We start from the raw sequence: 19778 nt of genomic DNA on the forward strand, positions 1-19778 counted from the left end.
TTCCGTTGGGCCTTGTTGGGAAGCCGATACATGATTCCAACCCGCTATCGTATTTTGTGCATCTACTCCGCCATGCTGGCGATGACGCAATTCCAGTGGATGCGTTTCGCCCCCATTACCGACCTAGTGGCGTCCAGTTACGGCATTAGCTATCGCCAGGTGGCCGCGTTGTCGCTGGCTGTCACCGCGCTGGCCTTGCCCTTGGCCTTACCCGGCGGCGGCATGGTGGACCGGTTGTCGGTGCGCGCCTGCTTGAGAATGACTGCCGCCGCCATGCTGTCGGCGGCGTTTATCCGCGTGGCGCAGCCGCAGTACGCGTTTTTGCTGGCTGGCCAGCTGCTGTTCGGCTTTGTCCAGCCTTTGACCATGTCTTTGCTGGTCAAACTGATGCTGGTCTGGTTTCCACCCAGCGAGCGCGACAGAGTGTCCGCCTTGTCCAGCATGGTCATTTTTCTGGGAATCGGCGCAGCTTTCGTGCTGGTGCCATTGACGGAGCCGGGGAATGTGGGCGGTTCTTTGTGGCTGGATGTCGTTTTGTTCGGGGCGATAGCCATCCTGACTTTCGCGTATGTGCCGCATGACCATTTGCCTGCCGGCCTGGATGCCGGGCATGAGCCGATTGGCCGCTCCTTGTGGACGGATAGCCTGGCTCTCATCCGCACGCCGTCCTTCATGGCGGTATTGATGATGATTTTTCTGACCAATGGCTATTTTTCCGCCATCACCACCTGGTTGGAGCCGATTTTGGCGCGGCGAGGCGTGGATGCGCAGACATCGGGACTGGTGGTGGTCTTCATGCTGGCTGGCGGAATGGGGGGCGCGGCGCTGATCATGGCCTTGATTCGAGCCGGAGCCACTGCCGGGCGCGTGCTTTCGGCAGCCGCGCTGGCTGCCGGATTTGGCACGTTGTGCCTGTTTTACAGCGGCTGGTTTCCATTGCTGGCGTTTGCCGGGCTGATCATCGGAGCGGCGTTGCTGTCGCCGCTGCCTTTGCTGCTTGGGAGGGTGGCTTGCATCGCTGGGCGGCGGCGCTCCGGCATGGCGACAGCCATTTTCTGGCTGATGGGCAATATTGGCGCGACGCTGATGATAGCGGCTCTGGGCGGCGCGGCGAATGATGGCGACTGGCAAAACGCCGCCGTGTTGCTGTGTCTGCTGTTGCTGGCGCAGATCGCGACTTCCCTGTTGGGGTTTCGGCCGATGCTGGCGGGTCCCGAGCGGGCATGATCGTCCCGCCAGTCTGTCCGGGCGTGTCGGCATGAGAGATGTGTTGTTGAAAAAACACGCCCATCGCCATTTTTTTGGCATTTTCCATCAGGGCTGACGGGCCGGGCGCAGTGGCGAAGGCAATCAGCAATGCGGAATAAATGCCAATGGATTTCGCGGGGCGCGTTTCGACAGCGACATCTTTGTTTGCAAAAGGAGCTGTCGCAGCGCATGCGTTTCCGCGGAATGGTCGCTTGGCAGGGGCATTGTCGGCGCGGGTGTTTACATGAAGGGAAAATCCTTCCGCATTGCGCGGCTGGCTGGGGCGTATTTCTTTTTTTCGATCCGGTTCTCGTCTGGAAAAGATGAAGCCGGCTCAGCGCGGCGCGTTGGTGGACAGCGCGGAGAATAGGGCGACAAATAAGCAAGGGCATAACCAGTAAAGGTTATGCCCTATGTTGGTGCAATTTCAACTATGTGCACAGAGTTTTCAATAACTCTGAAAACCTACAAAACCTACACCTTGCCGCCCTCCTTGAACGTCATGCACACGGAATTGATGCAATAACGCTCGCCGGTTGGCTCCGGTCCGTCGGGAAACACGTGGCCCAGGTGGGCGTCGCAATGGGAGCAGCGCACTTCCACGCGCACCATGCCGTGGCTGGTGTCGGTGATGCGGCGGATGTTGGCGCCGGCGGCTTCGGCGTAGAAGCTGGGCCAGCCGCAGCCGGCGTCGAACTTGGCGTCGCTGTGGAACAGCAGCGTGCCGCAGCAGAGACAGTGGTAGTCGCCGGGCTTGTTGTGGCGGTAGTGTTCGCCGCTGAATGGCCGTTCGGTGCCGGCCTGGCGGGCCACGCGGTATTGTTCTGGCGTGAGCTGTTCGCGCCATTGCTGGTCGGTTTTCTGGATGGTCATGCTGTTTTCCCTTGATGTCTGCCGCCGCTGGCGGCGGTTCCGGCCCGGATGCGGGTCGGGCTGGCGTATGGTTTGGTCGGGCGCGGCGCGGCTTTCTTACTGGATTTCGTCCAGCGCGCCGGATAGGTGCGATTCATCGGCCCAGCGCTGCAGCGTCCATTGTCCATCCCGGTAGTCCAGCCAGTTCAGCGCGGCGTTGGGGATGGGGAAGTCGCGTTTGTCCCGCAGCGGCTTGGCGGTGGCGGCGCGGTACAGGATGTCCAGCACGCCGCCATGGGTGACCGCCAGCACGCTCTGGCCGGGGTGCATGGCGGCGATGCTGGCGAAGCCGTCCAGAATGCGGCGGCTGAAGCGGTTGAGGCTTTCGCCGCCGGCCAGGTCGTAGTCCGGATCGCGCGCCTGCTGGCGCTGGTAGATGTCCGGGATGCGCTCCGCCGCCTCGGCATAGGTGAGGCCCTGCAGCGCGCCCATGTGGCGCTCGCGCAGCTGCGGTGTGTAATGGGGGGAGAGCTGAAGCTTGTTTGCCAGTGGCGCGGCGGTCTGGCGGGTGCGGGTGAGATCGCTGACGTAGAGCGCGTCGAAGCGGTGGCGGCCGGGCCAAAAGGCTTGGGCCAGCTGGGCGGCCTGTTCCAGGCCGGTGTCGTTGAGCGGGATGTCGGTATGGCCTTGCAGCCGGTATTCGCGGTTCCAGTCGGTTTCGCCGTGGCGAACCAGGCAGAAGCGGGTGACGGGCTGAGTCATCTTTGCCTTTCGTTGATGTTTACAGGATGCCGACGCCGGACAGTTCGCGCGCCAGGTTGGCGGCGTAGTTGTCGGTCATCGCGCCGACGAAGTCCAATACCTTCATATAGGCCTGGTAGAGGCTGTCGCCTGTTTGAATATGGCCGTCCAGCAGGCCTATCGCCAGGTGTTCGCGCGGGGTCAGGTCCTTGCCCTGGCGGCTGATGGTGGCGTGCACCGCCGGCACCAGCACGTCCAGGATGGTGGCGATGCAGGGGTAGGAGGCCAGCTCGGTCACCAGCTTGGTGCGGTGGCGGTACACCTTGGTGCTGGCCAGGTCCTTGGCCTGCAACAGCGCCTCCTGCACCGATTTGTCGCACATATTGATCAGGTCTTTGGCCGGGAATTCGCCGTGCAGCAGCGAGCGGTGGTGCAGCATGAATTTTTCTGCCACCTCGGTGACGCAGCGGCCTATCGCCACGCCGCGCAGGGTGCCGCACTTCTGGCGGATGTCGTGGATGCCCCATACCCGCTCGTGCTCGGAGAAGCTGGAGAACAGCGTCTCGAACTCCTTGAAGTCCAGGATGCCAATCTCCACCGCGTCTTCCAGATCCAGTATCGCGTAGCAGATGTCGTCGGCCGCTTCCATCAGGTAGGACAGCGGGTGGCGGCTCCATTGCAGCGGACCGTGTCGGAGCAGGCCCAGTTCGTCCGCCACCCGTTCGAAATAGGGCAGTTCGGTGCGGTAGAGGTTGAACTTGTCGCGTTCGCGGGCCGGCGGCGCGTCGGATGTCCACGGATATTTGATCAGGGTGCCCAGCGCGGCGGCGGTGAGGCGCATGCCGCCTTCTCCGGCGTACATTTCCAGCGAAGCCAGCATGCGCAGGCCGTGGGCGTTGCCTTCGTAGGTTTGCACGTCGCGGATTTCTTCCGCGGACAGGCCGACCAGCCAGTGGGCGTTGCGCTCGGCGCGGAACCAGTCGCGCAAGGCGTCTTCGCCGGTATGGCCAAACGGCGGGTTGCCGATGTCGTGCGCCAGGCAGGCCACCTGCACCACCGCGCCGATGTCGTGCGGGGTGTAGCCGGCCGGCAGCAGGCCGTCGTGCTCCAGCATCACGCCGACGCGGTTGCCCAGGCTGCGGCCGACGCTGGCCACCTCCACGCTATGGGTGAGGCGGTTGTGGGTGTGGTCGTGGCGGGCCAGCGGGTGCACCTGGGTTTTGCGGCCCAGGCGGCGGAAGGCGCTGGAGAACACCACGCGGTCGTGGTCGATATGGAAGTCGGTGCGCAGTCCGGAGCCGCCTTCCAGCGTGGCAGGAGTGCGGGTTTCCTTCACTTCGCCCTGAATGATCTTGAAGCGGCGGGTGGAGAGCAGTTGCTCCCAGTTCATGCTTGGATTCATGGCGTGGCCCAGGTTGGATATTCCCTGCCGATGATATGGGCTAAGGCCGTAAAACAAAAGAGCCAGCGGGGCGCTGGCTCTGTTCGGGGGCTTGGTCTTAATGCCGGCCGGTCTGGTGGCCGATCACGCCGCCGATGGCGGCGCCGCCCAGTGTGCCCACGGTGCCGCCGCCGGTCAGCACCGATCCCAATACTGCGCCGGCCGCCGCGCCGATGGCGGTGTTCTGCTGGCGATGGGACATATTGGCGCAGCCGGAGAGCAGGCTGATGGCGATGAGCGCGGTGGCGGCCAGTTTGGCGCTGGATTTGCTAAGGGTGGTGTTCATGTTGTCCTGCCGTCAAGTGAGTGACATATAGCACTTTGGCAGAGCGTGATCGCTACAGTTCCGGCATCTGTGTTACCGATTGTTATGCGGCGCGGCGCGCGGTTTTCCGGCTTGCGGCTAGGCTTTGGCAAGCCGGCGTGGAAATTTGCCGGCCAAAGGCGGGAATCGGGTCGATACTGCCTTTACCGTCATAGTTTTATTTAGTACAGTTCAGCGTTTTTCCACGTGTTTGGCGCTTGCTCCGACGCTGGGGCTGCGCTTGCCACGCGGGTTCTTGCGCGCTGGGCGGTGCCGCTGCTCAGGGCTGCCATGCATTTCACCATTTTCGATACTCCCATCGTCCGCGACGTGTTCCGCGTGCTGTCCATCCTGTTGCTCAAGCTCAGCGGCTGGAAGCTGAAGGGCGAGTTCCCGCTGCTGGACAAGTACGTGATGATAGGCGCGCCGCATACCAGCAACTGGGACTTCCCCATCACGCTGGGCTTGTGCTTCGCCTCGCGCGCCAAAATCTACTGGATGGGTAAGCACACCTTGTTCAAGGGGCCGATGGGGCCGGTGATGCGCTGGCTGGGCGGCATTCCGGTGACGCGCCATCAGAACAATTCGCTGGTGCAGCAGATGGTGGACGTCTACGGCCGCAGCAGCCGGCTGGTGGTGGCGATCCCGCCCGAGGGCACGCGCCGGGCGGTGAAGGAGTGGAAGACCGGTTTTTATCATATCGCCCACGGCGCCAGGGTGCCGATTGCGTTGGCCTATCTGGACTACAGCCGAAAGGAAGGCGGCTTTGGGCCGATGTTCATGCCCAGCGGCGATGTCGAGCGCGACATGCCGCTCATTCGCGCTTTTTATGCCGACAAGGTGGGGCGTTATCCCGGCTGAAAAACGAATGAGAGTGGCAAAACGGCGCGGTCCCGGGACGGCGCCGTTTTGCATGGCCGGGCGGATTCAGTCGGCCTTGGGATCGAACAATGCCTTCCAGCCGGCCACGCCGAGCTGTTGCACGGTTTCGATATTGCGCTCGTAGATGTCTTCCGCGTTGGGGAAGGCCGCCACCGCGCGGTCCAGGCTTTCCTCGCGGATCAGGTGCAGCGTGGGATAGGGAGAACGGTTGGTGTAGTTCTCGACATCGTTTATGCCGGTGCCCTCAAACTGGAATTTGGGATGGAAGCTGGCCACTTGCAGCACGCCTTCCAGTTGCAGCTCGCCGACGATGGCGTCGGTGATGTCGAAGAAGTCGTTGAAGTCGAGGAAGCGTTGCAGCGTCTTGGGATGCACCAGCAGCGTGGTGTCGATTTCCTCGGGATCGGCCTGGGCCAGCAGCTGCAGCTCCTCGGCCAGCTCCTCGGCCAGTTGCTGGGGATTGGCGGCCTCGCTCACCTTGATGCGCACCTGGTTCTTCACGTACACGGCTTTGGCGAAGGGGCAGAGGTTGAGGCCGATCACGGCTTTCTCCAGCCATTCTCGGGTGGCTGCGATCACGGTTTCATGGTTGGCGGACATGGATGGCTCCGGTGGCGGATGGCGCGGCAGTGGGCCGCAAACGCAAAAAACCCGGATTAAATCCGGGTTTTCATCAGGCTGATGATCTCGCTAGGGAGATTACACCGGCTGGATGTTGGAGGCTTGCTTGCCCTTGGGGCCGTCGACGATGTCGAAGCTTACGCGCTGGTTTTCAGCCAGGGTGCGGAAGCCTTTGGCATTGATCTGGGAGAAGTGAGCGAACACGTCGTCGCCGCCTTCGTCCGGGGTGATGAAGCCAAAACCTTTGGAGTCGTTAAACCACTTAACGGTACCAGTTGCCATTTTGTTAAATCCTCAAAACGAGCAGTTGAATAAAATGCACGAAGATCAAGGGAAATGGCGACTGAGGTACGGCCTATGCCACTACGACAACTACACATCCACAACTTGAGCATCCTGCGGGTGGGATAGTGCCTCTTGTTGCCGCCCATGGCAAGCATTTTCTTCAGGAATCGCCTGTTTTTACGAATATTTAATATGTTGTACGCAGACGTTTACATTTTCTTGGCCGGGCTGCGCCGAGCGTGCGGCGCGGCGTGAGTTGCATATACTGAATAAATCAAGAGCGGGTGGGGGAGCCATGATGGCCAAGCAATCGGTGGTGCCTGAAATTGTCGATCCGATGGGTTTCCAGGACTTCCGCGACGCGGTGTCGGATTATGCGCCGCAGCTGGAGCAACTGGTGTGGAGGATGAGCGATGGCGACGACAATGAAGAACGGATCGCCCAATTGTTCCGCATCCTGCACAGCATCAAGGGTGATGCCAGCCTGTGCCAAGTGTACTTCATCGAACCCTACCTGCATGCGCTGGAAAGCCTGCTCGGCCGGGTGAGGCAGGGCGAGCTGCCTTATCTGGAGGTGATAGGCGACATGCTGATGCTGGTGCTGGACCGGCTGGTGCTGGCGCTGGACGCGGTGGCCCACGGCGAATCGCTGGACGATCTGCATCTGCCCACCATCCTGGCGGTGCTGGAGAAGTTGCCGGTGCTGGGCGTGACGGAAGTGCCGCAGGCCTGCGCCAAGCTGGTGGCCAATATGATGGGTACGGCGGGAGGCGCGTCGGACAGCGGCGAAGTGGCGATGACCGGCAGCCGTTCCGAGCGACGTCTGGCCGATCTGCAGTTTTTCCGCACCCTGGCCTTGCAGCTGGAGCAGCGGCTACCGCCGTTCTCGGGCCGTACCGAGCGCAACCTGGCGCTGGCGCTGGAAGCCAACAACCTGTCCAGCCAGCCCCTGAACATGGAGCAGCTGGCGGCGGCGGTGTACATGCACGATATCGGCATGATGCTGTTGCCGGAGGCGCTGTGGCTGAAAGTGGGCCGCATGAGCGATGAGGAGCGGCAGCAGATGTCGGCCCACCCGGGCTGGGCTGCGGGTTTGCTCGAGCGGATGCCGGGTTGGGAGGACGCCGCCAAGATGGTGCGCCAGCACCACGAGACGCCGGATGGCAAGGGTTATCCCAATGGCCTGTCCGGCGGCGACATCTGCGAGGGTGCCCGCCTGTTGGCCCTGGTGGACGCGTTCGAGTCGGTGATGCTTAAACACGCGCTGCAGGGCCAGCGCCGCTCCATGCTGCGGGCGGTGGCCGAGCTCAATGCCTCGGAGAGGCAGTTCGACCCCGCATGGCTGCAGTTGTTCAATCAGGTGATCCGTGCCCGGCTGGAAGTGCGCCATGCTGTGGGCGGACGCTGATCGGCGCCGCTCAGCGCGCGCCGTGGCGGGCGAACCAGTCCAGCATTTTCTGCCAACCGTCCTGAGCGTCTTTCGGATTGTAGCCGGGGCGGTAGTCGGCGTTGAAGCCGTGGCCGGCATCCGGGTAGATCACGATGTCGCTGTCCTTGCCAGCCAGCTTCAGCGCGGCGCGCATCTTCTCCACCGAGGCAACCGGAATGCTCTGGTCCTGGGCGCCGTACAGGCCCAGCACCGGCACTTTCAGATCCGCCACTATGTCCAAGGGATGGCGCGGCATGTTGTCGGTGACCGGTCCCTCCAGCTTGCCGTACCAGGCTGCGGCGGCCTTCAGCGCCGGGTTGCGCGCGGCGTACAGCCAGCTCTGGCGCCCGCCCCAGCAAAAGCCGGTGACGGCGGCGCGCTGCAGATCGGCGCCGTGCGTGCCGGCCCAGCGCCAGGTGGCGTCCAGGTCGCTCTGCACTTCGCCGTCCGGCACCTTGGCGACGATGTCGCGCAGCAGGGTGTCGGTGTCAGGCGCCTGCGCCGGATTGCCGTGGCGGAAGTACAATTCCGGCGCCACGGCAAGGTAGCCATGCTTGGCGAGCCGGCGACACAAGTCCTTGATGTGCTCGTGCACGCCGAAGATTTCCTGAATCACGATCACCAGCGGCAGCGGGCCGCCGGTCTGCGCCGGCCGGGCGTAATAGCCGGCCATCGTTCCGCTGCCGGTATCGATCGCCGGGACGCCGGTCTGCAGCGACTGGCTGTCGGTCATGATGGTGCTGGCGGCGATGGGCTGCACCGCCAGCGCGAAGCCCAGGGTGCCGGCGCCGGCCAGGAAGCTGCGGCGGGGGAGGGCGTGGTCCTTGTCGCTCATGTGTTGGTTCTCCTGATGGGGGCGCAGCCGGATCGCGATGGGATGCCGCGCGCAAAGCTTGAATAAGGCGCTATTGGCTGCGATAAGCAATATTGAAAGCTCCCGCCGGTATTCCACCGGCGCAACCTTAGCAAGTGGAATATGACGGATTCGTCTCCAAAGGTAAAACTTCCACGCAACTTTTTGCGTGCGGGCCAGCAGACGCCAGTGGACGTGTACGCCAAGAATGGCGTGCTGCTGCTGAAGCGTGGCTATTACGTGCTGACCGAGGAGCAGCGCGACCGCCTTGCCAGGCTGGGCCATGGCGAAAGCGATGAGGTCGAGGCCAGGCTGGAGCGCGAGCGGCTGGAACGCGTTGCAATGCGGGAGAAAGAGGCCGAGCAGCTGCGCAACAGCGCGAATCCCTTGCAGGAGATGGCTTTCCTGCTGCGCCGGGCCGAGGGGGTGCTGCAGCATGGCCTGGCGGTGCGCGATCTGGCCGGCAGCCTGCTGGACATGGCGGAGGGGCTGCTGAACATCAGCCGGCGCCATCCGGACGGCGTCCTGGCCAGTGTGTTCCTGCTGCCTTACCAGGACATAGGCAGCGCGCAGAGCGTGCACGTGGCGGCGATACTGGTGGTCCTGGGCCGGCGCCTGGGCCTGTCCGACGCGGAGCTGCGCCCGATGTTGTGCGCCGCGCTCAGCATGAATCTGGCCATTACCGGCCTGCTCAACCAACTTGCCAGGCAGATGGAGCCGATGAGCGCCGAGCAGCAGGAATTGATGTTCGCCCATCCCGCGCTGGGGTCGGCCATGCTGCGCGAGGCAGGGGTGGTGGATGAGTGTTGGCACCTGCTGGTGCAGCAGCACCACGAGCAGCTGGACGGCGACGGGTATCCACAAGGCTTGGCGGGCCAGGAGATCGAACCGGACGCCATCCTGCTGCAGATGGTGGATCTGGTGTGCGGCTGCGTGCACCAGCCGCAGCCGCAGCTGCCGGCCCTGGTGCTGGGTAGCCTGTTCCGCGGCGAGCTGGGCGTGTTTCCGCCGCAGCATGTGTCGCTGTTGGTGAAGGAGTTGGGCATTTATCCGCCTGGCAGCTTCGTGCTGCTGGCGAGCAATGAAGTGGCCATCGTCACCCACCGCGGCGACAAGGCCAATACTCCCAGGGTGGCGGCGCTGCGCAAGCTGGATGGCCCGCCCTACGCCGACCCGCTGCTGCGCGACAGCCGCCAGCCGGCCTACCAGGTGCTGGAGCCAGTGGCGGCGGCCAGCGCGGCCACCAAGCCGGCGTATCTGTACAAGCTGTGGTACAAGCCCTGAACGATGCCTACTTGCCCGGTTCGGCCAGCGGCCGCGCCGCCACCTGGCTCAGGTCCGGTATCTTCCATACCCGGCGCATGTGGCCGAAGTCGCGTTTGCGCTCGTCGCTCAGCTTGACCTCGGGCAGAAAGGACATTTCCAGCTGCACCTGGCCCAGGTAGACGGTTTCCCCGGCATTCAGATGGAAGGGCGCGTTCAGCTTGAACTGCCTGATTTTCAGATCGGAGCCGAAGACGCCGTCCTCTGCCCAGTGGCCCCAGACGCCGGCCAGCGTGTAATCGCCCGGCGGCAGGGTGAGCAGCACCAGCTTGCCCTCCACCGGCGACATGCCTTCCTCGCCGAACACCGTGTCGGTGATCAGGCTGGCGATGTCCTCCGCGACTACGCGGCCTTGCTGGTCGCGGACGCTCAGGCCGACGCTGGCGCTGTCCGGGTTGAAGGCTTTGCCGGTGAGGGACAGGATGGCGTAGGCCTGGCCCGGCGGCGGCGTCAGCGAGCCGTTCAGCCGAGTAGCCATCGAGGTGCAGCCTGCCAGCAGAACGATGCAGATTCCCAGCAGCAGTCGGCGCATAGGATGGCTCCTTTTTCTAGGGGATGTCAGCGCGCTGGCGCGTCGAAAATCATGCAGGTGGTGGTGGTGTGCGCGTATAGCTTGCCGCTTTCGTCAAGCAGCTTGCCTTCGGCGGTGGCCATGCGGCCGCCGGAATGGATGATGGTGCCGTGGCAGCGCATCCGGCCGCTTGCGAGCGTAACCGCGCGGACGAAATTCACCTTTAATTCCAGCGTAGTGTAGCCCTTGCCCAGCGGTAGCAGCGATTGCACGCTGCAGCCCATCGCCGAATCCAGCAGCGTGCTGATCACGCCCCCATGCACGGTGCCGATGGGGTTGTAGTGCGATTCGTGCGGCAGGAAGGCGAACTCCACCGCGCCGGGCGTGGCGCGCACAAATTCGAAGCCCATCATTTCCATCACCGGCGGCGGCGGTATCCGTTGCTCCTGCATGGCGAGCAGATAGTCCAGGCCGCTGAGGCCTCTGGCGGCGTCGGCGCCAATGTGCGGGTCCTGCCAGCTGAAGGTGCGGCTGCGTTGCGTTTCCGGAGATGATTTGGTCATGATGGCCTCTTGGGGGGGGCAGGCCCAACCTTGCCGCCATCGCCGCCGGATTGTCAATGTCATTGACATGGGTGGCCGGCGGTCATGTTTTCAGATGCGGGCCGATGAAGCCTAGTATCCGCTGCGGCAGCCAGTCTATCCGGCCGGGGAAGGGGCCGGTGGCGAAGCCGACGTGGCCGCCGTCCCGCGGAAAGTCCAGGGTGACGCAGTCGGCCACCTGTTCCGCCGCCGGCAGCGCGCTTTCCGGCAGGAAGGGATCGTTGCGGGCGTTGAGCAGCAGGGTAGGGCGGGTGATCTGGCGTAGCCTGGGCTTGCTGCTGGCCTGCTGCCAGTAGTTGAGCGCGGTGCCGAAGCCGTGCAGCGGCGCGGTGATCAGGTTGTCGAATTCGATGAAGGTGCGGGCGCGGCGCAGCTGGCCGGCATCGAACAGGCCGGGATGGCGCTGCAGCGAGGCCATCGCCTTGGGCTTGAGGGTGTCCATGAACATGCGGGTGTAAAGCAGCTTGCCCAGGCCCTGGTCCAGCCGGCTGCTGGCGGCCACTAAGTCCAGCGGGGCGGAGACGGCGGCGGCGGCGCAGGGCAGCGCGGCGTCGCCTTCTTCGGCCAAGTAGTTGAGCAGCATGCTGCCGCCCAGCGAAACGCCCACCGCGGCCAGCTGGGCAAAGCTTAGCGCCAGCCGTTGCAGTATCCAGCGCACTTCGGCAGCGTCGCCGGCGTGATAGCCGCGCGGCAAGGCATTGTCCACGCCGCCGCAGCCGCGGAAATGCGACACCACGCCGTGCCAGCCGCGCTTGGCCACTGCTTGCATCAGCGCCTTGGCGTAATGGCTGGCGCTGCTGCCTTCCAGGCCGTGGAACAACACCACCAGCGGCGCGCCGGCTTCGCCGTCGACGAAATCCAGCGCGATGCGGCCGCCGTCCGGCGTGTCCCACAGCTCGCGCCGGTAGCGCGGCGGCTCCACCTTCACCGCCAGCGCCGGCCAGATGGTCTGGGCATGGCCGCCGCGCAGCCAGCGTGGGGCGTGATAGCTCATGGCGCCGGCTTGACGGCGGATTTGGGGCGGAAGGCCTTCACCACCGCTTCATGGGTTTCGATCCAGGGCGCGCCGATCAGGTCCAGGCAGTAGGGCACGGCGGCGAAGATGCCGGGCACCTCCACGCTGCCGTCCTGGCGGCGCAGGCCTTCCAGCGTTTCCTGGATCGCCTTGGGCTGGCCGGGCAGGTTGAGGATCAGGCTCTGCTTGCGGATCACCCCTGTCTGGCGCGACAGGATGGCGGTGGGCACGAACTTCAGGCTGATCTGGCGCATTTGTTCGCCGAAGCCGGGCATTTCGCGGTCGGCCACCGCCAGCGTGGCGTCCGGCGTGACGTCGCGCGGCGCCGGGCCGGTGCCGCCGGTGGTGAGCACCAACTGGCAGCCTTCGTCGTCCACCAGCGCCTTGAGCGCGGCTTCGATGCCGGGCTGCTCGTCGGGTATCAGCCGGCAGACGGTTTCAAACGGCGTGGCCAGCGCGCGCGCCAGCCAGTCCTGCAGGGCCGGCAGGCCCTTGTCCTGGTAGACGCCCTGGCTTGCGCGGTCGGAAATGGAAACCAGGCCTATCTTTAGCATCACTCGTCGTCCTTTTCCTCGTCCTTTTGCCAGATGCGCGGCTTGCCCGGCTCGGGGATCTGTTCCTTGATCAGCTGGTACAACTGGCGGTAGGACTTGGGCGGCTTGTTATCCTGCTTTTCCTTGCGCGACTGGCGCACCAGCGAATGCAGCTGCTTGGGGTCGGTCTCGGGAAAGCTTTGCAGGAACAGCGGCTGGTTGGCGTCGTCGGCCATCAGCTTGTCGCGCCAGCGCTCCAGCAGTTTTTGCCAGGAGATGTGTTCGGACGATTCGCCCTTGAGGATCTGCAGGTATTGCTGGATCGGTTCGGGATCGACATTGCGCATCAGCTTGCCGATGTATTGCAGCTGGCGGCGGATGGCGCCATGGGCGGTCAGGCGCTTGTGCTCCAGCAGCGCGGAGAGCAAATCCTCCGGCAGCGCCATTTTCTTCAGCGTATCCTTGGACAGCTCGACCAGTTCGCTACCCAGATCCTGCAGCGCGTCCATATCGCGCTTGCGCTGGGATTTGCTGACAAAGCCGTCATCCTGGCCGTCGTTCTGGTAGTCGCTCATTGTTGCTAGGTCTCACTCGGTTTTCAAGGCTGGTATGATACCGGAAAAGGCTGCGGGCCGTTTCCACCATTCCGAAAGATACTATGGCAGATAAGACATTCAGTTTCAGTTCCGACACGCTGAACGGCATTGCCGCCCGCGTTCTCGAACTGGCGCGCCAGCATGGCGCCAGCGCCGCAGAAGCCGATGTTTCCGAAGGCGTCGGCCAGTCGGTCAGCGTGCGTCTGGCCGAAGTGGAGACCATAGAATACAACCAGGATAAAGGTGTCAGCGTCACCGTTTATCTGGGACAGAAAAAGGGCCACGCCAACACCTCCGACTTTTCCGAACAGGCGCTGGCCGACACCGTGCGCGCGGCGCTGGACATCGCCCGCTACACGGCGAAGGACGATTGCTCCGGCCTGGCCGATCCGCAGCTGCTGGCGGACGATTTGTCCGATCTGGACCTGTTCCATCCATGGCAGCTGCCGGTGGAGCAGGCGATAGAGCTGGCGCGCCGCTGCGAGGACAGCGCCCGCGCGGTGGACGCGCGCATCAGCAACTCAGAAGGCGCCAGCGTGTCGGTGCAGGCCAGCCAGTTCGTCTACGCCAACAGCCATGGCTTCCGCGGCGGTTTTGCCAGCAGCCGCCACAGCCTGTCGGCGGCGGTGGTGGCCGAAGAGGGCGGCGTGATGCAGCGCGACTATTGGTACTCCTCCGCCCGCCACCGCGACGATCTGGCGCCGGTGGAGGAGATCGGCCGCATCGCTGGCGAGCGCGCGGTGCGCCGCCTGGGCGGCCGCCGGGTGAAGACCGGCCAGTATCCGGTGCTGTTCGAGGCGCCGGTGGCGATGTCGCTGATCGGCCACCTGACCGCCGCCATCAGCGGCGGCAGCCTGTACCGCAAATCGTCCTTCCTGCTGGACTCCCTCGGCAAGCCGGTGATGTCGAAGCAGGTGGTGATTGACGAAGACCCGTTCCTGCTGCGCGGCCTGGCCAGCAGTTCGTTCGACAATGAAGGCGTGGCGACGCAGTCGCGCCGATTGGTGGACGAGGGCGTGCTGCAGGGTTATCTGCTCTCCAGCTATTCGGCGCGCAAATTGGGAATGCAGACCACCGGCAACGCCGGCGGCGCCCACAACCTGATCGTCCACTCCACTGGCGAAAGCTTCCAGGAGTTGCTGTCGCAGATGGGTAGCGGCCTGCTGGTGACCGAGCTGCTGGGTCAGGGCGTCAACACCGTTACCGGCGACTATTCGCGCGGCGCAGCCGGCTTCTGGGTGGAGAACGGCGTGATCGCCTACCCGGTGGAGGAAATCACCATTGCCGGCCACCTGGGCGAGATGTTCCAGCGCATCGAGGCGATCGGCACCGACGTGCTGGACCGCGGCGGCCGCCGCATGGGCTCGGTGCTGATCGGCAGCATGATGGTGGCTGGCGAGGAGTGAGCGGCGACCTGTTCGCGCCGGACGACGGCGCTTGGGTGGAGCGGCTGGCACCCGGCACTGTTTTGCTGCATGGCTGGGCCTGTGCGCAGGATGCCGATTTGTGCGCCGCAATTGGCGAAATCATCCGCCTGGCGCCGCTGCGCGGCATGGCGACGCCCGGCGGCCAGAACATGTCGGTGCAGACCAGTAGCTGTGGCGACTGGGGCTGGGTGTCCGACCGCCATGGTTACCGCTATGCCGCAGCGGATCCGCAAAACGGCCAGCCCTGGCCGCGCATGCCGGAGCGGTTCCGGCAATTGGCGCAGGGCGCCGCCGCGGCTGCCGGATTTCCCGGCTTCCTGCCCGATGCCTGCCTGATCAACTGCTACCTGCCCGGCGCCCGCATGGGCCTGCACCAGGACAAGGACGAGCGCGATTTCGCAGCGCCCATCGTGTCGGTGTCATTGGGCCTGCCGGCGGTGTTTTTGCTGGGCGGCCTGCGCCGCGCCGACCGCGCGTTGAAGATTGCGCTGCATCATGGCGACGTGCTGGTATGGGGGGCGGAGGACCGCATGCGTTTCCACGGCGTGCAGCCGGTCAAGCCCGGTATCCACCCGCTGTTGGGCGAACGCCGCGTCAATCTCACTTTCCGCAAGGCGCGCTGATGTCCGTTTCCCGCTGTGACATTCCTCTGCCGGAGAACTTCCGTCCGGAAGATATTCTGGCCTTCCACCGCCGCGACGGCGAGCGGCTGGCCGAACAGGTGGACGATCACGGCCTGAAGAAGGGGCTGCTGTGGCGGGGCTTGCCGTCCTGTCTCGAACTGCGCTTCCAGCCAGGGGCGGCTCGGCTGTCGCTGGCCATCGACGGCGCTGCCGCGGCGGACGACGCCGGGCGGCTGGCCAGCCTGGGCCGGCGCATGCTGGGCCTGGACCAGCCGGTGGAGGCGTTTGAGCGGCAGTATGGCGCGCACCCGCAACTGGGCCGGCTGATCGCCGCGCGGCCGGGCTTGCGGGTGCCGCAGACGGCCTTTCCGTTCGAGGCGCTGGCATGGGCGATCACCGGCCAGCAGATCAGCGTGCAGGCGGCGGTGAGCATACGCCGGCGCATGCTGCAATTATGCGATTGCCGCCATTCCTCCGGCCTGCTGTGCCACCCGGACGCCGCGCGGCTGGCCGGACTGGACGCCGACCAACTGGGACAGGCCGGCTTTTCCCACGCCAAGAGCCGCGCCATCCTGGCCTTGAGCCGGGATGCGGCGGCGGGCGCGCTGCCGCTGGATGCCTGGCTGGATGGCGTGCCGGTTGAGGAGATATCCGAGCGCTTGCTCGCGGTGCCGGGAATCGGGCCGTGGACGGTCAGCTACGCCTTGCTGCGCGGTTATGGCTGGCTGGATGGCTCATTGCATGGCGATGTGGCGGTGCGGCGGGCGATGCAGATGACGCTGGGTCTGCCGGACAAGGTGTCGCAGCCGCAGGCGCAGCGCTGGCTGCAGGACTTTTCGCCGTGGCGGGCGCTGGTGGCCGCGCATTTGTGGGCGTTGCTGCAGGCCGGGGGTTTCTGATTCTGCCGATGTGCGGCTTGCTGCTGCGCTGCGTTTTTGACTATCTCTAATAGAACAAATAAGACGCGCGGAAAGAGGCTGTCATGCACAGGCCGAGCAGAATCGGTTTGGTATTGTCGGGAGGGGGCGCTCGCGCGGCTTACCAGGTGGGTGTCCTGCTGGGCATCTCCAAGCTGCTGCCTGATCCGGCCAAGAATCCCTTCCCCATCATCTGCGGCACTTCGGCCGGCGCCATCAACGCGGTGGCGCTGGCTTCCGGCGCCGCCAACTACCAGCTCGCCGTGGCCACGCTGGCCAAGGTGTGGAAGCAGCTGCACATCCAGGATGTGTACGATGCCAGCGCCGGCTATTTCTTCAAGACCTTCCTGCATTTCGGCATTTCGCTGATGAGCGCCGGCCATGCCTGGCCCAATCCGCAAAGCTTCCTCGACAATGCCCCACTGCGGGAGATGCTGGCCCGCACCATGCAGTTCGGCGGCATCGAGCATTCAATCGACAACGGCTGCCTGCAGGCGCTGGCGCTGACCGCATCCTGTTACACCACCGGCATGTCGGTGACGTTTTTCCAGGGGCTGGAAACGCTGGAGGAGTGGACGCGCTACCAGCGGCTGGGCATACGCGAGAGGATAGGGCTGGACCACCTGATGGCTACCGCCGCCATCCCGTTGATCTTCCCTTCGGTGCGGATAGGCGAGAAGTTTTATTGCGATGGCGCGGTGCGGCAGTTGTCGCCGTTGTCGCCGGCCCTGCATCTGGGGGCGGAGAAGCTGTTCGTGGTGGGGCTGGCCAGCCAGCGGCCGGACATCATCGAGCGGCGCAACAGCGGCGCGTATCCGATGCCGGCGCAGATTTTCGGCCACCTGCTCAACAGCGTGTTCATCGACAGCATGGCGGTGGACATGGAACGGCTGACGCGGGTCAACCACACGGTTTCCCTGTTGCAAAGCAACGAGGCGCTGGCTAGCCAGACCCAGCTGAAACGAGTGGAGATATTCCAGCTCAATCCCAGCAAGTCGCTGGAGGGCATCGTCTACCGCCATACCCACCTGTTTCCACCCATCCTGCGCTTCATCATGAAAGGCACCGGCGCCACCCGCCAGCGTGGCACGGCGCTGGCCACCTACCTGTTGTTCGAGCCGGGCTACTGCCGCGAGCTGATCGCGCTGGGCTACCGCGATACCCTGCAGCAGAAAGAGGCGATCAGCCAGTTTCTGGAACTTTAGCCGCGCGGAACTTTGCGAGGCTGTCAAAATCTCAGCTTTTCCGTTTACACTGCGTTAACGCGGTAGACATACAAGGAAAGGCTGAGGGGATGGGTTTGAATATGACGAACAGGCAGGGCTTTCTGCTGGTGGCGGCGGCCTGCGCCGGCGCGATGGCGTTTGCCCTGTATGCGCAATATCAGTTGGGGGAGGAGCCGTGCCCACTGTGCATCCTGCAGCGCATCGGCGTGATGGCGGCGGGCACGCTGGCCTTGCTGGCGGCTTTGCATAATCCGCGGCGCGCCGGCGCCAAGGTGTGGGGCGGGCTGGTGGTGCTGGCGGCGTTGGCCGGCAGCGGCGTGTCGTTGCGCCAGCTGTGGCTGCAGAGCCTGCCGGCGGACCAGGTGCCGCAATGCGGGCCTGGGCTGGAATTCCTGATGGAGTCCTTCCCCTTGTGGCAGGTATTGTCCAAGGTGCTCAAAGGCAGCGGTGAATGCGCCACGATACAGGGTACCTTCCTGGGCATGAGCATGCCGTTCTGGGTGGCGGTGTTTTTCGTCGGCGTCATCGTCTGGACGCTGCGCCTGGTGTGGCGCCGCCGCTGAGCGCTGCGCGATTGCCGTTTCGATGCCGCCCGTTTGGGCGGCATTTTCCTTATGGGCGCCGCTGAGCGGCCGTCAGGGCGGGGAGGCTTGCGCGGCGGCTTGGTCCGGGCGGGCCAGGCGCACCCGGTTGCGGCCTTCGCCCTTGGCCAGGTACAGCGCTTGGTCGGCGTCTTCAAACAGGCTGCGAGTGGTGTCCTCGGCCGGATGGCGCGCGGTCAGGCCTATGCTGCAGGTGACCGTTCCCTGCGGGCTGGCGGCATGCGGCATGGCGAGGCCTTCCAGATGGCGGCAGAAGCGCTCCGCGGCGGCAAGCGCCTGTTCCGGCTGGCGGCGTTCCAGCAGGATGCCGAACTCCTCGCCGCCCAGCCGCGCCACCGTCTCGTCGTTGCGGCGGAAGCATTTGCGCAGCGCGCGGGCGGTTTGTTGCAGCACTTCGTCGCCGGCGTAATGGCCGTAGTGATCGTTGTAACCCTTGAAGTTGTCCAGGTCGACGATCAGCAGCGCCAGCGGCCAGTTGCGGCGCTGGTGTTCCGCCAGCGCCGCGGCGAAGGTCGCGTCGAAGTGGCGGCGGTTGTGCAAGCCGGTCAGGCTGTCGGTCATCGCCAGCGTATGCAGCCGCGACAGGCTGGCGACGAAGCGCAGGATGCCGGCTAGCAGCAGCAGCAGCGCGGCTACGCTGCCTCCCAGCCAGATCCGCCCCAGATACAGCGCCATGGCGGAACCGCACAGGATGGCCAGCGCCGCCAGCGCGTAGCTGGCCAGCAGGCGGCGCGGCGAACTTTGCCGCGCCAGCCGCCAGTCGGCCAGCAGCAGGATCAACGCGCTCAGCAGGGCTTTCCAGCCAGGATCCAGCGGCGTGACCGGCGGATGCTCCATCAGGCCGTGCAGCATGAAGGCGTTGATCTCCACGCCGGACAGGCCGCGGTTGTTGGCCGACAGCGGCGTCAGGTGGCTGTCGCCCAGCCCGGTGGCGGTGGCGCCGATCAATACGATGCGGTTGGCGAAACTGTCCGCGGGCAGCCGGTTGAGCGCGTCCGAATAGGAAACCGTCTGGTAGGGGCGCGCGCCGTTGCTGAACGGCACCATCACCGCCTGCGCGCGGTACCAGGCAAGGCCGGAGAGCGCAGGCGGCGGCGGAGCCGGAGCCGGAGCCGGCCGAATGCCGCGGGCCAGTTGGCTGACCGCGCCGGCAAAGCTGGGATGGCGCGGGCTGCCCAGGCCGGCCTGCAGATAGGCGCGCCGTATGATTCCGTCTTCGTCCTGCTCGTAGTCGGTATGGCCCAGGCCGGCCATGGCGCTGGCCAGCAGCGGCAGCGGCCGGGTTTCCACCAGCCGGTGGCCCTGCATCTCCGGAAAAACCGGACCGATGACCTTGCCGTTGCGGCGGATGGCGTCGGCCAGGTGCTGGTCGGCTTCGGGCTGGGTCGAGGGTTCGACGATGGCGATGTCCAGTCCAATCGCGCGGGCATGCAGCAGCTTGTCCAGCAACTGGGCATGGTAGGCGCGCGGCCAGGGCCAGCGGCCCAGTTCGGCCAGGCTTTTTTCATCGATGGCGATGACGGTGATGCCGCTGTGGTCGTCATGTTTGAGCTGGCTGCGGATGAGGCCGTCGTACAGCCAGAAGTCCAGCCGGTTCAGCAACTGGCTGCCTATCAGCAGCAAACCCAGAATGGCCAGCAGCAGCGGCGCCAGCCGGGCTAGCCTGGGAAGGGTGGGGGCGTGCATTCATCTTTTCCGGATCGGACCCGTGCTCGGCGCGCGGGCATGGCTGCAGCCGGATGGCCTT

The 19778-nt window shown here is 64.9% G+C and carries 22 protein-coding genes; 9 read left to right on the forward strand and 13 right to left on the reverse strand.

Translation table 11 applies throughout. The features are described from left to right. The first annotated feature begins 30 nt into the window (after positions 1-30). Positions 31-1227 carry an MFS transporter gene (locus BI347_RS16285; RefSeq protein WP_167359419.1) on the forward strand — a complete coding sequence of 399 codons (1197 nt, stop codon included), beginning with the start codon at positions 31-33 and terminating at the stop codon, positions 1225-1227. A gap of 495 nt (positions 1228-1722) precedes the next feature. Here BI347_RS16285 and msrB read toward each other — a convergent pair whose 3' ends face one another. The 4 genes from msrB to BI347_RS16305 form a co-directional block, all read right to left on the reverse strand. After that, complete coding sequence (gene msrB, locus BI347_RS16290) at positions 1723-2121, reverse strand: peptide-methionine (R)-S-oxide reductase MsrB (RefSeq protein ID WP_071114679.1); 399 nt, start codon at positions 2119-2121, stop codon at positions 1723-1725. Positions 2122-2217: 96 nt separating this feature from the next. After that, positions 2218-2862 carry a histidine phosphatase family protein gene (locus tag BI347_RS16295; RefSeq protein WP_071114678.1) on the reverse strand — a complete coding sequence of 215 codons (645 nt, stop codon included), beginning with the start codon at positions 2860-2862 and terminating at the stop codon, positions 2218-2220. Between the two features lie 19 nt (positions 2863-2881). Further along, positions 2882-4231: a deoxyguanosinetriphosphate triphosphohydrolase gene (locus BI347_RS16300; RefSeq protein WP_071114677.1), complete on the reverse strand. Its 1350-nt coding sequence runs from the start codon at positions 4229-4231 to the stop codon at positions 2882-2884. A gap of 109 nt (positions 4232-4340) precedes the next feature. Further along, a complete protein-coding gene (locus BI347_RS16305) occupies positions 4341-4568 on the reverse strand; it encodes a glycine zipper 2TM domain-containing protein (protein WP_071114676.1) in 228 nt (75 codons plus the stop codon). A gap of 309 nt (positions 4569-4877) precedes the next feature. Between BI347_RS16305 and BI347_RS16310 the strand changes: the two genes are divergently transcribed. Beyond that, positions 4878-5447 carry a lysophospholipid acyltransferase family protein gene (locus BI347_RS16310; protein ID WP_071114675.1) on the forward strand — a complete coding sequence of 190 codons (570 nt, stop codon included), beginning with the start codon at positions 4878-4880 and terminating at the stop codon, positions 5445-5447. A gap of 66 nt (positions 5448-5513) precedes the next feature. Here BI347_RS16310 and BI347_RS16315 read toward each other — a convergent pair whose 3' ends face one another. Together BI347_RS16315 and BI347_RS16320 are read right to left on the reverse strand one after the other, a co-directional pair. After that, on the reverse strand, positions 5514-6068 hold the full coding sequence (locus BI347_RS16315) for a DUF1415 domain-containing protein (protein WP_071114674.1): 555 nt from the start codon (positions 6066-6068) through the stop codon (positions 5514-5516). Positions 6069-6167: 99 nt separating this feature from the next. Continuing rightward, a complete protein-coding gene (locus BI347_RS16320; protein WP_043626664.1) occupies positions 6168-6371 on the reverse strand; it encodes a cold-shock protein in 204 nt (67 codons plus the stop codon). A 298-nt stretch (positions 6372-6669) separates the two neighbouring features. Here BI347_RS16320 and BI347_RS16325 point away from each other — a divergent pair, with 298 nt between their 5' ends. Beyond that, entirely contained in the window at positions 6670-7782 is a 1113-nt protein-coding gene (locus tag BI347_RS16325) for an HD domain-containing phosphohydrolase (RefSeq protein WP_071114673.1), read from the forward strand. A 10-nt stretch (positions 7783-7792) separates the two neighbouring features. Here BI347_RS16325 and BI347_RS16330 read toward each other — a convergent pair whose 3' ends face one another. Next, entirely contained in the window at positions 7793-8638 is an 846-nt protein-coding gene (locus BI347_RS16330) for a dienelactone hydrolase family protein (RefSeq protein WP_071114672.1), read from the reverse strand. 207 nt (positions 8639-8845) lie between these two features. Between BI347_RS16330 and BI347_RS16335 the strand changes: the two genes are divergently transcribed. Beyond that, positions 8846-9940: an HD-GYP domain-containing protein gene (locus BI347_RS16335; RefSeq protein ID WP_239690926.1), complete on the forward strand. Its 1095-nt coding sequence runs from the start codon at positions 8846-8848 to the stop codon at positions 9938-9940. 7 nt (positions 9941-9947) lie between these two features. Here BI347_RS16335 and BI347_RS16340 read toward each other — a convergent pair whose 3' ends face one another. The 5 genes from BI347_RS16340 to yjgA form a co-directional block, all read right to left on the reverse strand. After that, complete coding sequence (locus BI347_RS16340) at positions 9948-10511, reverse strand: hypothetical protein (RefSeq protein WP_071114670.1); 564 nt, start codon at positions 10509-10511, stop codon at positions 9948-9950. 26 nt (positions 10512-10537) lie between these two features. Next, positions 10538-11053 (reverse strand): PaaI family thioesterase, encoded by a 516-nt coding sequence (locus tag BI347_RS16345; RefSeq protein ID WP_071116492.1) that lies wholly within the window; start codon positions 11051-11053, stop codon positions 10538-10540. Between the two features lie 82 nt (positions 11054-11135). Then, the gene (locus BI347_RS16350) at positions 11136-12086 is read right to left on the reverse strand and encodes a YheT family hydrolase (protein WP_071114668.1); all 951 of its coding nucleotides are present in this window, start codon (positions 12084-12086) and stop codon (positions 11136-11138) included. Beyond that, complete coding sequence (gene mog / locus BI347_RS16355) at positions 12083-12661, reverse strand: molybdopterin adenylyltransferase (RefSeq protein WP_071114667.1); 579 nt, start codon at positions 12659-12661, stop codon at positions 12083-12085. Before mog ends, BI347_RS16350 begins: the two co-directional genes overlap by 4 nt. Continuing rightward, the gene (yjgA, locus tag BI347_RS16360; protein ID WP_071116493.1) at positions 12661-13215 is read right to left on the reverse strand and encodes a ribosome biogenesis factor YjgA; all 555 of its coding nucleotides are present in this window, start codon (positions 13213-13215) and stop codon (positions 12661-12663) included. Before yjgA ends, mog begins: the two co-directional genes overlap by 1 nt. An 83-nt stretch (positions 13216-13298) precedes the next feature. Between yjgA and pmbA the strand changes: the two genes are divergently transcribed. The 5 genes from pmbA (at position 13299) to BI347_RS16385 (ending at position 17992) form a co-directional block, all read left to right on the forward strand. Further along, positions 13299-14642, forward strand: a complete 1344-nt coding sequence (pmbA, locus tag BI347_RS16365) for a metalloprotease PmbA (RefSeq protein ID WP_071116494.1) — start codon at positions 13299-13301, stop codon at positions 14640-14642. Continuing rightward, on the forward strand, positions 14639-15286 hold the full coding sequence (gene alkB / locus BI347_RS16370; protein ID WP_071116495.1) for a DNA oxidative demethylase AlkB: 648 nt from the start codon (positions 14639-14641) through the stop codon (positions 15284-15286). Before pmbA ends, alkB begins: the two co-directional genes overlap by 4 nt. Next, positions 15286-16185, forward strand: coding sequence for a DNA-3-methyladenine glycosylase family protein (locus BI347_RS16375; RefSeq protein ID WP_071114081.1), 900 nt, complete (start codon positions 15286-15288; stop codon positions 16183-16185). The genes alkB and BI347_RS16375 overlap by 1 nt, the downstream gene beginning before the upstream one ends. Before the next feature lie 83 nt (positions 16186-16268). Next, the gene (locus BI347_RS16380) at positions 16269-17408 is read left to right on the forward strand and encodes a patatin-like phospholipase family protein (RefSeq protein WP_071114080.1); all 1140 of its coding nucleotides are present in this window, start codon (positions 16269-16271) and stop codon (positions 17406-17408) included. A 101-nt stretch (positions 17409-17509) separates the two neighbouring features. Continuing rightward, on the forward strand, positions 17510-17992 hold the full coding sequence (locus BI347_RS16385) for a disulfide bond formation protein B (RefSeq protein ID WP_239690927.1): 483 nt from the start codon (positions 17510-17512) through the stop codon (positions 17990-17992). A 72-nt stretch (positions 17993-18064) separates the two neighbouring features. Here BI347_RS16385 and BI347_RS16390 read toward each other — a convergent pair whose 3' ends face one another. After that, on the reverse strand, positions 18065-19717 hold the full coding sequence (locus tag BI347_RS16390; RefSeq protein WP_071116497.1) for a CHASE2 domain-containing protein: 1653 nt from the start codon (positions 19715-19717) through the stop codon (positions 18065-18067). Positions 19718-19778: the final 61 nt, after the last annotated feature.

The sequence above is a fragment of the Chromobacterium sphagni genome, from assembly GCF_001855575.1.
Taxonomy (GTDB): Bacteria; Pseudomonadota; Gammaproteobacteria; order Burkholderiales; family Chromobacteriaceae; genus Chromobacterium; species Chromobacterium sphagni.